At 60.1% G+C, this 12699-nt stretch carries 13 protein-coding genes; 8 read left to right on the top strand and 5 right to left on the bottom strand.

The genetic code is table 11. From position 1 onward, the window contains the following. The first annotated feature begins 24 nt into the window (after positions 1 to 24). The 3 genes from H6B10_RS07590 to H6B10_RS07580 are packed head-to-tail and all read left to right on the top strand — an operon-like array spanning position 25 to position 2858. Positions 25 to 501: an FHA domain-containing protein gene (locus tag H6B10_RS07590; protein ID WP_204651038.1), complete on the top strand. Its 477-nt coding sequence runs from the start codon at positions 25 to 27 to the stop codon at positions 499 to 501. 12 nt (positions 502 to 513) lie between these two features. Next, positions 514 to 2043 (top strand): FHA domain-containing protein, encoded by a 1530-nt coding sequence (locus tag H6B10_RS07585; RefSeq protein WP_204651037.1) that lies wholly within the window; start codon positions 514 to 516, stop codon positions 2041 to 2043. Continuing rightward, positions 2025 to 2858: an ABC transporter permease gene (locus H6B10_RS07580; RefSeq protein ID WP_204651036.1), complete on the top strand. Its 834-nt coding sequence runs from the start codon at positions 2025 to 2027 to the stop codon at positions 2856 to 2858. Before H6B10_RS07585 ends, H6B10_RS07580 begins: the two co-directional genes overlap by 19 nt. A gap of 108 nt (positions 2859 to 2966) precedes the next feature. On the opposite strand, the gene H6B10_RS07575 is transcribed toward H6B10_RS07580, so the two are convergent. From H6B10_RS07575 to H6B10_RS07565, 3 genes are read right to left on the bottom strand one after another with little or no spacing between them, the layout of a single operon-like run. After that, positions 2967 to 3902, bottom strand: coding sequence for a putative ABC transporter permease (locus H6B10_RS07575; protein ID WP_204651035.1), 936 nt, complete (start codon positions 3900 to 3902; stop codon positions 2967 to 2969). Beyond that, complete coding sequence (gene trmB / locus H6B10_RS07570; RefSeq protein WP_204651034.1) at positions 3889 to 4623, bottom strand: tRNA (guanosine(46)-N7)-methyltransferase TrmB; 735 nt, start codon at positions 4621 to 4623, stop codon at positions 3889 to 3891. Before trmB ends, H6B10_RS07575 begins: the two co-directional genes overlap by 14 nt. A gap of 18 nt (positions 4624 to 4641) precedes the next feature. After that, a complete protein-coding gene (locus H6B10_RS07565) occupies positions 4642 to 5793 on the bottom strand; it encodes an alanyl-tRNA editing protein (protein WP_345941717.1) in 1152 nt (383 codons plus the stop codon). Positions 5794 to 5923: 130 nt separating this feature from the next. Between H6B10_RS07565 and H6B10_RS07560 the strand changes: the two genes are divergently transcribed. The 5 genes from H6B10_RS07560 (at position 5924) to H6B10_RS07540 (ending at position 10735) form a co-directional block, all read left to right on the top strand. Further along, entirely contained in the window at positions 5924 to 7183 is a 1260-nt protein-coding gene (locus H6B10_RS07560; RefSeq protein WP_204651032.1) for a hypothetical protein, read from the top strand. 42 nt (positions 7184 to 7225) lie between these two features. Further along, on the top strand, positions 7226 to 8773 hold the full coding sequence (malQ, locus tag H6B10_RS07555; protein WP_204651031.1) for a 4-alpha-glucanotransferase: 1548 nt from the start codon (positions 7226 to 7228) through the stop codon (positions 8771 to 8773). Between the two features lie 142 nt (positions 8774 to 8915). Next, positions 8916 to 9713 (top strand): diguanylate cyclase domain-containing protein, encoded by a 798-nt coding sequence (locus tag H6B10_RS07550; protein ID WP_204651030.1) that lies wholly within the window; start codon positions 8916 to 8918, stop codon positions 9711 to 9713. A 74-nt stretch (positions 9714 to 9787) separates the two neighbouring features. After that, positions 9788 to 10219 (top strand): hypothetical protein, encoded by a 432-nt coding sequence (locus H6B10_RS07545; RefSeq protein WP_204651029.1) that lies wholly within the window; start codon positions 9788 to 9790, stop codon positions 10217 to 10219. A gap of 81 nt (positions 10220 to 10300) precedes the next feature. Further along, entirely contained in the window at positions 10301 to 10735 is a 435-nt protein-coding gene (locus H6B10_RS07540) for a DUF523 domain-containing protein (RefSeq protein WP_204651028.1), read from the top strand. Between the two features lie 51 nt (positions 10736 to 10786). On the opposite strand, the gene H6B10_RS07535 is transcribed toward H6B10_RS07540, so the two are convergent. Both H6B10_RS07535 and ychF read right to left on the bottom strand, forming a co-directional pair. Then, entirely contained in the window at positions 10787 to 11470 is a 684-nt protein-coding gene (locus H6B10_RS07535; RefSeq protein WP_204651027.1) for a 5'-methylthioadenosine/adenosylhomocysteine nucleosidase, read from the bottom strand. A gap of 15 nt (positions 11471 to 11485) precedes the next feature. After that, positions 11486 to 12616: a redox-regulated ATPase YchF gene (ychF, locus tag H6B10_RS07530; protein WP_204651026.1), complete on the bottom strand. Its 1131-nt coding sequence runs from the start codon at positions 12614 to 12616 to the stop codon at positions 11486 to 11488. Between the last annotated feature and the right edge of the window lie 83 nt (positions 12617 to 12699).

The following is a 12699-nucleotide window of genomic DNA, read 5'->3' as shown; positions in this document are numbered from 1 at the left end:
GTGCTGTGAGAAAGAGGAACAACGATGAAACTGACCAAGTGTGAACAGGGACATTTTTACGATTCGGACAAATACCCTGCCTGCCCGTACTGCAATGCGGACTTGCAGAGCGAAACCGCCATTGTGCATACCAGCGAAGGCCCCGCGGCGGAAGCCGCTGCCCCGGAAGGGCCGGTGGCAGGCTGGCTGGTGGTGCTCAACGGCCCGGCCCGCGGGCGGGACCTGCGGCTGGGTGTGGGGCGCAGCTTTCTGGGAACAGATGCCGCGGGAACACCGGTAACCCTCAGCCCCGATGCACCGCTGGGGGCGCGGCAGGCTACGGTGGTGTATGATGCCCAGGCCGATGCGTTTACACTGCTGCCCGGTTCTTCGCAGGCGCTGTGTTATCTGAACGGGCAGGCCGTGCTGGAAGCCCAGCCGCTGGCCGCCGGTGCGGAACTGAAGCTGGGCGATGCCGATTTGCGTTTCGTGCCGTTCTGCGGCGACGGATTCCGTTGGTAAGGGGGTTCAGCCGTGACCAGTGAGATTGTTTTTCTCATCACAGAACAGCGCAACAAACAGCGGATCACGCTGCCTTCCGGCCGTGGTGCTTACCGGTTTGGCCGCAGCGCCCAGTGTGAATATGTACTGCGCCGCAACAATGTGGGGGACCGGCAGTTCACCATTGCCTGTACCGGGGAACAGTGGACCCTGACCGATGATTCCAGCGACTGCAACACCTGGTACAATAACCGCTACCTGACGGCGGGGGAAACCTGTGTTCTGCAGCCCGGCGATGTGATCGGCCTGAACACCGACGGCAACGCCTCAACCCAGGAGATCACCTTCCGGGTGGAAGAAATCCGTACGGTACAGGGCAACGGGGCAGGGCCCCGGCAGGAACAGACCGATGCGTCGGTCCTGCGGGAAATCGATATCCGCCGCAAAAAACGGGTGCTCATCGGCCGCGGCGACGATTGCGACATCAAGCTTGTCAGCGACCGGGTCTCCCGCCATCACTGTGAAGTGGTCTACCGGGACGGCCAGTTTGAGGTCCGGGATCTGGGGTCCACCAACGGCACCTATGTGGATGGTGTGCGCATCAGTCGCGCCGCACTGCGCAACGGCGCGGTCATCAACGTGCCGACCCAGGTTTTTGCCTTTACCGGCGGCCTTTTGCATTATCATGAACATAAAAGCGGCATCAGCGTACAGCTGTTGAATGTCTACAAAACCGTGCAGGACCGCAATACCCAGAAGCCGCTGAACATTGTGGACGGCACCAGCCTGGAGATCGAACCCAACAGTTTTGTGGTGCTTGTGGGCGGTTCCGGTACGGGCAAATCCAGTCTGCTCACCTGTATTACCGGCACGGCGCCCTGTACCTCGGGCAGTGTACGGTTCGACGGGCTGGAAACCCGCGGCAACCGCAACGCCTTTGATGCGGTACTGGGCTATGTGCCCCAGCGGGACATCATGCACGATAACCTGACGGTGGAACAAAGCCTGACCTTTACGGCCAAGCTTCGCATTGCCCATGACGCCAGCCGGGCCGAAATTGCCGCGGCGGTGGCCCATGCCATTGAAGCGGTGGACCTGACCGGGCGGGAAAAAACTCTGATCTCCCAGCTGTCCGGCGGGCAGAAAAAGCGGGTCTCCATTGCTATGGAACTGCTGGCCAGTCCCCGGCTGCTGATTCTGGACGAACCGACCAGCGGCCTTTCGCCGGACCTGGACCGCAGCATGATGGAACTGTGCCGCAAGCTCAGCCACCAGAACTGTACGGTCCTGATGGTCACCCATAATATGTCCAACATCAACCTTTGCGATAAGATCGCCTTTTTGGGCGTGGGCGGTGTGCTGTGCTATTACGGCGCACCGGAAAAGCTCAACCGCTATTTTGATGTGGAACTGACCAGCGATATTTTTGAAAAACTGCGGGAACCGGAACTGGTAGAACAGTACCGCCGGCAGTACTTTACCACACCGGAGTTCAACCGCCTGGTGGCGGCCTGGCCCGAGGCAGCACAGGAGGCGGACAAGCGATGCGACCAATCGAAGTAATGAAATTCTTGCGCCAGTTCACGGTGCTGGTGCAGCGCAACCTGCGCCTGATCTGGAACGATAAACTGCTTATGGCCAGCCTGATCCTGCAGGCACCCTTCATGGTGCTGGTCATCAGCCTGGTGGTGGACCCCAACTGCTTTACTTCCAACCTGGTCAACGTAGGCAGCCGCACAGCGCTGTTCATCCTCAGTGCCATGGCCGCCTTTATGGGAACCCTGAATTCCTACCGTGAGATCTGCAAGGAGCGGGATATTATCCTGCGGGAAGCCTCGGTAGGGGTCAACCTGCTGGCAGTGGTGCTCAGCAAAGCCTTTGTGCTGCTCCTGATCGAGGTCGTTCAGGCGGCCATTCTGGCCTTCGGGTTTGTCAGCATCGTCCATGTGCCGCAGAACCATCTGCTGTTTGAAACAAATCTGGAAATTTTTATTACGGTGCTGCTTATGCTGTTTGCCTCCAGCGCCATGGGCCTGCTGGTGTCGGCCATCTTCAAAAGCGGCGAGACCGCCATTCTGGTGGTGTTGGTGCTGATGATCGGTCAGGTGGTTTTCAGCGGCATTATGTTTACCCTGACCGGTGTGGCCAGTTCCATTGCCTCGATTATCGTCTGCCGGTGGGGTATGGGCGCATTGGGCGCTTCCACCGACCTGAACAGCCGCCTTGCCTGGCTGAAAGCCGGGTTTGACGGCCCCATGTACGATGCCACCATTGCCAACCTGCTCAACTGCTGGCAGATGCTGGCGCTGATCTCGGCGGTCTGCATTGCGGCAGCCTGGCTGGTACTGCAAATTTCTTTTGATCGCAAGAAGGCCTGAGCAAGGGCTTTGGTAAATTGAAAGCCCGCCTTTGGCAGAAACTGAACAAAAACATCCCCGTGACCGGGAACTGCCGGTCACGGGGATGTTTTTATGCGATAATAAGGATTATTCTTCGGGCTTGCGCAGCTTGTCGGCCGCAGAGGAAGCAGCCTGCCGGGCAGACTGTGCCAGCCGGCGCAGATGATTCAGGGCAGACCGGGTGGCGGCCAGGGTTTCGCCGTAACGCAGGCTCTGCATCCGCGGGAAGGCGCGCAGCAGGCGGCGTGCGCCCAAACGGTCCAGATCCATGTCCCGCAGCTTGGTCCGCAGGGCCTCGGCCCGGGTGGTCAGTTCGGCCCGCAACTCGGCGGCGTTGTCGCGGCTTTCCAGCTTGGCCAAGGCCAGCTGCAGTTTCTGCTCATCCAGCAGCGTGTCGGCCGTCATGGCGCCGGTGCCCAGCAATTCGGTCAGCTTGTCACTGGAGATCCGCAGCCGGGCCCGCAGTTCGTCGATTTCTTTCAGCCGCTTGTTGAGCCCGATGGCTGCCGCCGTGGAAACGCCCACATCCACCAGGAAAAACAGCGTTACAAGGGTATCCACAGGCACCAGAATACGCATGGGCAGGGGATTGGCGGCCCGGGCCAGCAGTGGATGCACCGCTTTGATCATGATGACACTGCCCAGCCCCCACAGCAGCGAAAACTGGGGGCAGATATAACCGCCCAGGTTGCCTTTGAAGTTGGAGTAATCCCACCAGCGGATATGATACATCCGGAAGAGGGCCCAACCGCCGATCAATTCAATGGCAGTGGTCAGCACCATGCCTACCACAAACACGGTCAGAACACCGGGGGCTGTGCCCCGGGCGGGCAGCAGCCGCACAAAGTAAAGCAGCACCACCATACCCACACCGTAAATGGGGCACATGGGTCCGCACAGAAAGCCACGGTTTACAAGGCGATGTTCCCGCAGGGCGGCAAAAATCACTTCGGCACACCAACCCAACACGCCGTACAGGTAAAACCAGAACAGGGTGTGTGCCGCCACCTCAGGTAAGGTCATCGGGCGCCTCCTGCTGTTTGGCCAGCTCTTTGGGCTCTACCCAATGTACCGTTTCGTCAGGGCCTTTGCGGGCAATCAACGCTTTGATGGGAATACCCTGCTCGCTGAACATGCCCTCGTGTTCGGTACGCAGGTTCCACGCCGGCTCCTGGGCGTGCAGGTCAAAGGTCTGCCAGGTGATCTCAAAACCGGCGGCAGGGAAGTAACTCAGGCTGTCACGGAACAGGTCGTCGTCATCGGTCTTGAACCAGATCTCGGCCCCCTCGTCCATCAGGCGGCGGTACTGCAGCAGCTGGCGGGGATGGGTCAGCCGGTGTTTGTTGCTGCCGGCGTTCTTGCTCCACGGATTGCAGAAGTTGATGTAGATGCGCGATACCCGGTCCTCGGGGGTAAAGGCGTTGCCCATCCGCTCAATATCCAGGCTGGCGATCTTTACATTGTCCGGCGGCAGCTGGCGGGCGGCATAGGCTGCCTCCACCTTGCGCTTGGCCAGAATCAGCACCTTGTCGGTGATGTCGATGCCCAGATAGTTGATGTCCGGGTGGGCAGGGGCAATCTGTGCCAGAAAACCCCCTTTTCCGCAGCCCAGTTCCAGGTGCCAGGGCTGGTCGGGGCGGGCGTACAGTTCATGCCAGTGGCCCCCGTGGGTCAGCGGCTCGTGTACATGAAAATCGCAGGCCAGCAGTTCGGGCCGTGCATAGGGTTTGAATCGCATTCGCATAACAACATACTCCTGATCTTACAAAATCTCGGTCATAAAGGCACGTACCCGTGCCTCGTCGGCATCCCTCAGGCTGCCCTGGCAAAAAGCCGGTTTGCCGCCGCCGCGGCCGGCAAAGGTTTCGTTCAGTGCCTTGCAAACGGGGCGGATATCCTCCCCCGGGGCGGCTGCCAGTGCGTAGGCAAGTCCCTGTCCGCCCGGTGCCAGGGCACAGCAGGCGGCGTGGGTTTCGGCGGCCACTGCCAGTGCGATGCGTCGCAGTCCGTCGCCGTCGGCACCCTCTGCCCAGACGGTGCAGGGCTGGCCGGGCGTTGCCGCCGCGGCGTAAGCTGCAGCCAGAACATTCTGCAGGGCTGCCAGCCGCTGTTTCAGCTGGGCTTCGCCCGTTTGCAAACGGGTCACGGCATCGGTCAGTTTACCCACCGGGGCGGAAAGAAGCCGCCCGGCGGATTCGGCGTCGGCCCAACCGTTGGCGATGGCTTCATAAGCCCGCTGCCCGCAGGCTACGGCCAGACGCATGCCATTTTTGTAGTGCTGGGCGGAAATGATCTTGATGATCCCCACTTCGCCGGTGCGGCTCAGATGGGGGCCGCAGCAGGCGCAGCGGTCGCCGCCCGCTTCCACCAGCCGTACGGGACCGTCCAGTTCCTTTTTGCTGCGGTACTGGGTGACGGCCAGGGTTTCGGCATCCGGAATATAACAATGTACCGGGGTGTCCGCCCGCACCGCCTCATTGGCCTGGGCTTCCGCTTCCGCCAGCTGGGCTTCGGTCAGCGGGATGCTGGTATCCATCCGCACGTAGGGTGTACCGATATGGAAGCCGACATTCTCGGCACCGTACAGGCGGTGGAGCGTGCCGCTCAGGATGTGCTCCCCCGTGTGCTGCTGCATGGCGTCCAGCCGGGGCGCCCAATCCAGCGTGCCTTCCACTTCGGTGCCTTCAGGCAGCGGTTTGTCGGTGGTGTGGGTAATGGTCAGGCCATCGGTATGTACGGCCAGTACCCGGGCTTCCCCCAGGCGGCCGGTATCACAGGGCTGGCCGCCGCCTTCCGGAAAAAAGGCGGTGCGGTCCAGCACCACACCGTACCCCTGGGGTACGGGCGTACAGGACAACACCCGGGCAGTGAAGCGCTGCAAATAGGAATCGGTTTCGAACAGCTTTTCGGTCACAGGCAACAGGTGACCTCCTTTTTTTGGGATTTTTCCTATTATACCATAAAACAGGTGTGGAAAAAAACACCGAAATCCTTTATAATAAAAGTCAGTACATTTTATACAACCATGTAAGGAAAACTGCCCTATGCAAAAAAAGATTTGTTTTGCGGCGCTGGCCTTGCCGGCGCTGCTGTTGGCCGGCTGCGCCGACAGTCCGCTGGAAACGCTGCTCCCGGCTGAGAACACCGCTACCGTGGAAACTGCCGCCGCACCGCAGCCCCAGACCCTGAATGTCTATGCCACCCAGGCCTTGCTGCCGGCCGTGCAGAATTACGCATCCAGCCAGCAGGTGACGCTGCAGGTGACGGAAGACCCGGCTGCCGCCGACCTGGTACTGCTGGACCACAAGCCCGACGGTTTTGTGGAAGGCGTGGATGTTATGAGTGACACGCTGCTGGCTGCCGCTGCGGCCCGTGCAGGCATCACCGAAAGCACCGACGCCTTGCCGCTGGGCCGCAGCCTGTACGGGTATTGGGCCAACGGCACCCTGCTGAACAGTCTGCTGGGGGATGGCGGCGTAACGGCGTTGCAGAATGCCAGCTGGGATGAGTGGAGCGATTTTGTGGAAACCCTGCAAGCCTGGCTGGAAGAGCCCAGTGCGGCGACCGTCACTTTGAACGGCAGCAAGTTTACCCTGCCCGAAACGAAACTGGATACTCTCAATGCCACCGGCGTCTTTTCCGAACCCATGGACCGGGTGTCCGGCTACACGGCAGCCATGCTGGCCGCCGGCAGTGAACTGACGGAAGATACGCTGACTGGCCCGCTGAACGGCGTTTACAGTGCCGTGACTTTGGAATGGGACAACCTGGCGGAGAACGACGAAACGGCACTGTTCCGGCGCGCCAAGCTGACGGACCTGCTTTCGGCCTACGGGTCGGAGGCATGCCAGAACCTGGTGCTGATCCCCTTTAAATGCGAACTGGAAGAGAGTGACCTCTCCACCGAAGAATACAACCTTACCGGCCTGCTGGATTACCCGGTCCTGGCCGAGGTGGGCTACGTGACGGTGCGGGCCGGCACCGAGGAAACAGCCCAGAAAGCAGCCAAGAGCGCGGCCCTGTGGCTGTACAGCAGCGGGGATGGGGAAAACGCCCTGACCGAGACCCTGGGTGTCATTACGCCGTGGAATACGGCTTCGGACACCACCACACTGGGGGCCATGCAGATCGAGCAGGCGGGCACCGGTATTTTGCCGGGCATCACGGTCACCCAGGCCCAGGCCGACGCCCTGGAAGAAAATGAAGAAGCGCTGCGGGACAGCACCAGCCATACCACGGCAGAGCGCAAGACCTTTACCGAGCAGGCTCTGCAGGCGCTGGGCGTTACCGAAGCGGAAGAGTAAAGGGACGCGTAAAAACGCCCCGGTTGGAAAAGAGGAAGAATCATGGAACTGAAACGTTGCAGTGGCATCTTGATGCCCATCTCCAGCCTGCCCGGCGGGCATGGAATCGGCAGCCTGGGCGCGCCGGCGCGCCGTTTTGTGGATTTTCTCGCCCGCGCCGGGCAGAGCATCTGGCAGATTCTGCCTGTAGGTCCCACCGGCTATGCCGACAGCCCCTACCAGAGCTGTTCGGCTTTTGCGGGCAACCCCTATTTCATTGACCTGGACCTGCTGGCCCGGGATGGGCTGCTCAAACGCAAGGATTATGCCTTTGTGGATTGGGGCGGCGACGAAACCCATGTGGATTACGGCACCCTTTACGAACGGCGGTTCCCGGTACTGCGCAAAGCCTACGAGAATTTCCTCAAAGGCCGCCCGGTGCCCGGGTACGAAACCCCCTACCCGGACGACTGGTACCGCTTCCAGTTCCTGGCGGCGGACTGGCTGCCCGACTATTGCCTGTACATGGCCATCAAGGAAGAAAACGGCATGGCCGACTGGCAGCAGTGGCCCCGTGCCCTGCGCCGCCGTGACCCGGAAACGCTGGCACAGTTCCGGGCGGAACACGCCAAAGAAATTGAGTTCTGGGCCTTCCTGCAGTATGAGTTTGACCGCCAGTGGCGTGCTCTGCATGAATATGCAGCCTCCAAGGGTGTTTCCATCATGGGGGATATCCCCATCTATGTGGCGCCCGATTCCGCCGATGCCTGGGCGGGTACCGAACTGTTTGAAACGGACGAAGAGGGCAAACCCCGCCGTGTGGCAGGCTGCCCGCCGGATTATTTTGCGGAGGACGGCCAGCTGTGGGGCAACCCGATTTATGACTGGGATTACCACCGCAAAACGGACTTTGCCTGGTGGGTACGCCGGGTGCGGCATGCTTTGTCCATCTATGATATTTTGCGGATCGACCACTTCCGCGGATTCGATACCTATTGGGCCATTCCGGCAGGGGAGACCACGGCCCGCAACGGCCGTTGGGAACAGGGCCCCGGGATGGAACTGTTCCGGGCGCTGCATCTGGCCATGGGGGACCTTCCCATTGTGGCGGAAGACCTGGGCGAAATGTTCCCCTCGGTGCGCAAGTTGCTGGCAGAAAGCGGCTTCCCCGGCATGAAAGTGCTGCAATTCGCCTTTACCGGGCAGGACAGTGTCGATCTGCCCCATAATTATCCGCGCAACTGTGTGGCCTACCCCGGCACCCACGACAACAATACGCTGGCCGGCTGGTTCAGCCAGGAACTGGACGCCAAGGGCCGCAAGCAGGCCGAGGAATATTTTGCTCTCACCGAACAGGAGGGCAAACTGCGCGGCCTTTTGCGCGGTGTACTGGCAAGCCCGGCGGCGCTGGCCATTATCCCCATGGCGGACTGGCTGGAAGCCCCCGCCGAAGCACGCCTGAATACCCCCGGCCGTGCCCAGGGCAACTGGCAGTGGCGTGCCCAGGATAAAGACCTGAACCCGGCACTGGCCAAGGAGATCCGCAGCCTGTGTGCCCGGTATTTCCGTGCGGAACCGGCCTTGCAGCGTGGAAAAAGCAGTGATTTGTAAACATCACCAGTATTCTGTGCCTGCATAAAAAATTCTTTGTGCAAGCGAAACCTAGGAAAAACGGCGCATTTGTGGTAATATACATGTATATACAATGCCTGACTACGGGTAAAATTACACTGAGCGCAAGTGAGGGTTTAAGATGAAGCTGGAGTATACCAAAGAAGAGCTTGCCGTGCAGATTGCAGCGCTGGAACAGCTGTTCGATACGGTCTGCATCGTGGACCCGTACCGCAGCGTCCTGCTGGACGCTTCCACACTGGAGCCGGCCGGGGAAGGTAGCCCCATTCCCATGTTGGACGAGACCGGCCGCGGCATGCAGTTGCTGCAGTTGGACGAGCGGGACGAAATGCGGATTTTTCAAAGCATTCAGGTCATGGGCCGTCCTTGTGTGCTGGTTCTGCATTGGCGTCTGCCCCATGATGCCGGTGCTTCGGCCGGTGCCCGAAACTCTTACGACCGTGCCCTGACCCAGTACCGGGAAGATATGCGCCGGGACTATGTGACCGGTGTGTACAATGCCCGCTACATTCAGGAAGAATACCGCAGCTACGCCGAAAAGCAGGCTATGAAAGGCCAGCCGGTGGGGGCTGTGATGCTGCGGGTGAATGAATACTGGAACCTGCGCAATCAGGAATCCCTGCAGGCGGCGGAATGCTGCCTGAATACGGCGGCAGGCATCCTGCAGCTGGCAGTGGGAACCGACCATGACCACGCGGTGCTGGCCCGCCTGGAAGATGGCCTGTTCGTGGCCATTACGGTGGGCACGCCTGCCTCTCACCTGGCACAAAGCATCAACCAGGCGCTGGAATCTTCCCGCCGGGTATTCAGCATCACGCTGGCCCGCCGCGGAACCTTTACGGTAAGCACCGCCAGTGCCGAATGGGGAGAGACCTCCTCCTGGGAAATGATGCTCTCGCTGGCCCAGCAACGCCTGTGATCTCTGCATAAAAACAACCCCCTTGTGTACATACTAAGGCTGAAGCAAGTACTGTACACAAGGGGGATTTTGTTATGCAAAATGATAACGAGAAGATGCTGCAGGAGATCGTCCAGAATACCGAGATGGGGAAAAACACCCTGGACGAGATGATGGGCCTGACCCATGATCAGCGCCTGAAAGATGAGATGATGCGCCAGAAGCGGGAATACCGCCGCATCAATCAGGCGGCCCATACGGCGCTGGATGCTATTGGTGCCCAAGCCCAGGGGCAGAGCGCCGCCGCCCGGATGAGCGTCAGCATGGGAATACGCACCCGCACCATGCTGGACAAGTCCACCCGCAACCTGGCCACCATGCTGGCGGAAGGCAGCGGCCAGGGGGTGATGGATTGCAAACGGGCCGAGAAGGATTATCCCAGTGCCAGCCCCGGCGCCCAGCAGCTTTGTCGGGAACTGGGCGAAATGCAGGCCAAAGCCGAGATGACATGGCGGGAATTTATTTAAGGGGCGTCCGCGCCCTTGCGCGGTGGGCACCGGGCTGGTATAATCAGGGCAGAATCAACTACCGAAAGGAAGCCTCTGCCCATGAGAGTTCTTGTCAGCGCCTGTTTGCTGGGGGAAAATTGCAAATATAACGGGAAGAACAACCGCAACGAGGAACTGCTCCGCCGGCTGCAAAAGCACGAAGTGATACCGGTCTGCCCGGAGATGCTCTCCGGCCTGGGAACACCGCGCCCTTGTGTAGAACTGCGGGACGGGGTGGCTTTTAACCAGTATGGCGAGAACGTGGATGCTGCCTTTCACACCGGGGTGGAACGGGCCCTGGCACAGATCGAAGGGCAGCAGATCGACTTGGTGGTGCTGCAGTCCCGCAGCCCTACCTGCGGCGTCAGGCAGATTTATGACGGAACCTTCAGCCGTCGGCTTATCGACGGACAGGGCATGCTGGCGGCGGCTTTGCAGGCCCGCGGATACCGCCTTGTGGATGTGGAAGAAATCGATTCAATCCCGGAACTGTAAAAACACCGGGGAACCTGTTAAAGGTTCCCCGGTGTTTTGATATATGCCGTATTAAAGGTGATCGATCATATAGGCTACGATCTCGGTGGCGGTTTTTACATATTCGGCAATGCTGAACTGTTTCACAACCAGCACTTCGTAACCACTCTCGTCGGCGTTGTCACTCATGGCGCGCAGCACCACGCAAGGCACATCGTTGCGCCCTGCTACCTGGCTCACCGCAGCACCTTCCATCTCCACACAGTCGGGATGGCACTTTGCCTCAATGGCTTTCTTGGTGGAGGCATCGCCCACAAAGGTGTCGCCGGTGGCAATCTTGCCGGCAATGGCTTTCACGCCGCAGGCTTCGCAGGCGTCCAGCGCTGCCTGCACCAGAACGGGATCGCCGTGGTATTCCTCCAAAAACGGTGCGCTCTGGGCCAGCATGTCCAGCTGGGCGTCGTGGTACACTACCGTTTCGCCCACGCATACGTCGCCAATGCCGATCTTGCTGGTCATGTTGCCGGCAATGCCGCTGAAAATCAACCGGTCAATGCCGTATTTGGTGCACAGCACCTGCACGGTGCTGGCCGCATTGGCCTTGCCCATACCGGCACAGCAGACTACCACCTGCTTGCCATGCAGTGTGCCGCAATGGTATTCCACACCGGCGTAATGTTCGCAGCGTACGTCCTGCAGGCGGGCGCAGAGCTGGTCTACTTCATCGGGCATGGCGCCCATGATGCCAAAAATCATCTGCGGGCCTCCTTATCAGACGTTGAACAGGAACTCGATCACGTCGCCGTCCTGCACCACATATTCCTTGCCCTCGGTGCGCTGCAGGCCCTTGGCCTTGACCGCGGCATAGTTGAAGTCGGCGTCCTCCAGGTCCTGGTAACCGATGACCTGGGCACGGATAAAGCCGCGCTCAAAGTCGGAGTGGATCTTGCCGGCAGCCTGGGGAGCCTTGGTGCCTTTCTTGATGGTCCAGGCGCGGCATTCCTTTTTGCCGTCGGTCAAAAAGCTGATAAGACCCAGTAACTCATAGCTGGCTTTGATCAGCTTGTCCAGGCCGGTGGACTCAATGCCCATCTCCTGCAGGAAGGCCAGCTTCTCCTCGGGGGTAGAGTCGGCGATGTCCTCCTCGGTCTTGGCGCAGATGGGCAGAGCCTGGGCGCCTTCGGACTGGGCACGTTCCACCACCAGCGGGTAGTACTGGTTGCCGTCCAGCCCGCCCAGCAGGTCATCCTCGCCCACGTTGCAGGCGTAGATCACCGGCTTGGCCGAAAGCAGCCCCAGTTCCTTGCGGGCGACCTTCTGGCTGTCATCCTCCTCGTCAAAGGCAAAGGTGCGGGCGGGTTTCTCCGCTTCCAGGTGGGCGGCCAGTTCCGCCAGCCAGGCAGCCTCGGCAGCGGCGGCCTTGTTGCCGGTCTTGGCGGCTTTCTGCTGGCGGCCCAGACGGTTGTTCACCACTTCCAGGTCGGCCAGGATCAGTTCCAGGTCGATGGCGTCAATGTCCCGGATGGGGTCAACGCCTTCCGGCTTGTTTACATCCTCCACCACGTGAACGATGTTGTCGTCATCAAAGCAGCGCACCACATGCACCAGGGCGTCGCATTCCCGGATGTGCCCCAGGAACTTGTTGCCCAGGCCGGCACCGTGGGCCGCACCCTTTACCAGACCGGCAATGTCCACAAACTCCACAATGGCGGGGGTCTTTTTATCGGTCTGCCACACTTCGGCCAGCTTGTCCAGGCGGGCATCCGGCACCGCCACGATGCCCGCGTTGGGCTCGATGGTGCAGAAGGGATAGTTGGCGGCCTGTGCGTTGCGGGTCGAGGTGATGGCGTTGAACAAAGTGGATTTGCCCACGTTGGGCAGCCCCACGATACCTAATTTCATATTGTTTCGCTCCTTTTGGCGTGTTTTCCATCCCTTATTATACACATAAGGCCGCTGCGGCGCAAGAAAAATGCGGCAAAACC

This window comes from Gemmiger formicilis, assembly GCF_016901605.1.
Classification (GTDB): Bacteria; Bacillota; Clostridia; order Oscillospirales; family Ruminococcaceae; genus Gemmiger; species Gemmiger formicilis_B.
The sequence above is the reverse complement of the archived record's forward strand: the minus strand, read 5'-3'. Positions and strand labels throughout refer to the sequence as shown.

Coding starts and splice junctions, on each gene's coding strand:
- H6B10_RS07545 (WP_204651029.1), top strand. CDS start 9,788: ATGCAAAATGATAACGAGAAGATGCTGCAGGAGATCGTCCAGAATACC.
- H6B10_RS07580 (WP_204651036.1), top strand. CDS start 2,025: ATGCGACCAATCGAAGTAATGAAATTCTTGCGCCAGTTCACGGTGCTG.
- H6B10_RS07535 (WP_204651027.1), bottom strand. CDS start 11,470: ATGATTTTTGGCATCATGGGCGCCATGCCCGATGAAGTAGACCAGCTC.
- H6B10_RS07550 (WP_204651030.1), top strand. CDS start 8,916: ATGAAGCTGGAGTATACCAAAGAAGAGCTTGCCGTGCAGATTGCAGCG.
- malQ (WP_204651031.1), top strand. CDS start 7,226: ATGGAACTGAAACGTTGCAGTGGCATCTTGATGCCCATCTCCAGCCTG.
- H6B10_RS07560 (WP_204651032.1), top strand. CDS start 5,924: ATGCAAAAAAAGATTTGTTTTGCGGCGCTGGCCTTGCCGGCGCTGCTG.
- H6B10_RS07590 (WP_204651038.1), top strand. CDS start 25: ATGAAACTGACCAAGTGTGAACAGGGACATTTTTACGATTCGGACAAA.
- ychF (WP_204651026.1), bottom strand. CDS start 12,616: ATGAAATTAGGTATCGTGGGGCTGCCCAACGTGGGCAAATCCACTTTG.
- H6B10_RS07540 (WP_204651028.1), top strand. CDS start 10,301: ATGAGAGTTCTTGTCAGCGCCTGTTTGCTGGGGGAAAATTGCAAATAT.
- trmB (WP_204651034.1), bottom strand. CDS start 4,623: ATGCGAATGCGATTCAAACCCTATGCACGGCCCGAACTGCTGGCCTGC.
- H6B10_RS07575 (WP_204651035.1), bottom strand. CDS start 3,902: ATGACCTTACCTGAGGTGGCGGCACACACCCTGTTCTGGTTTTACCTG.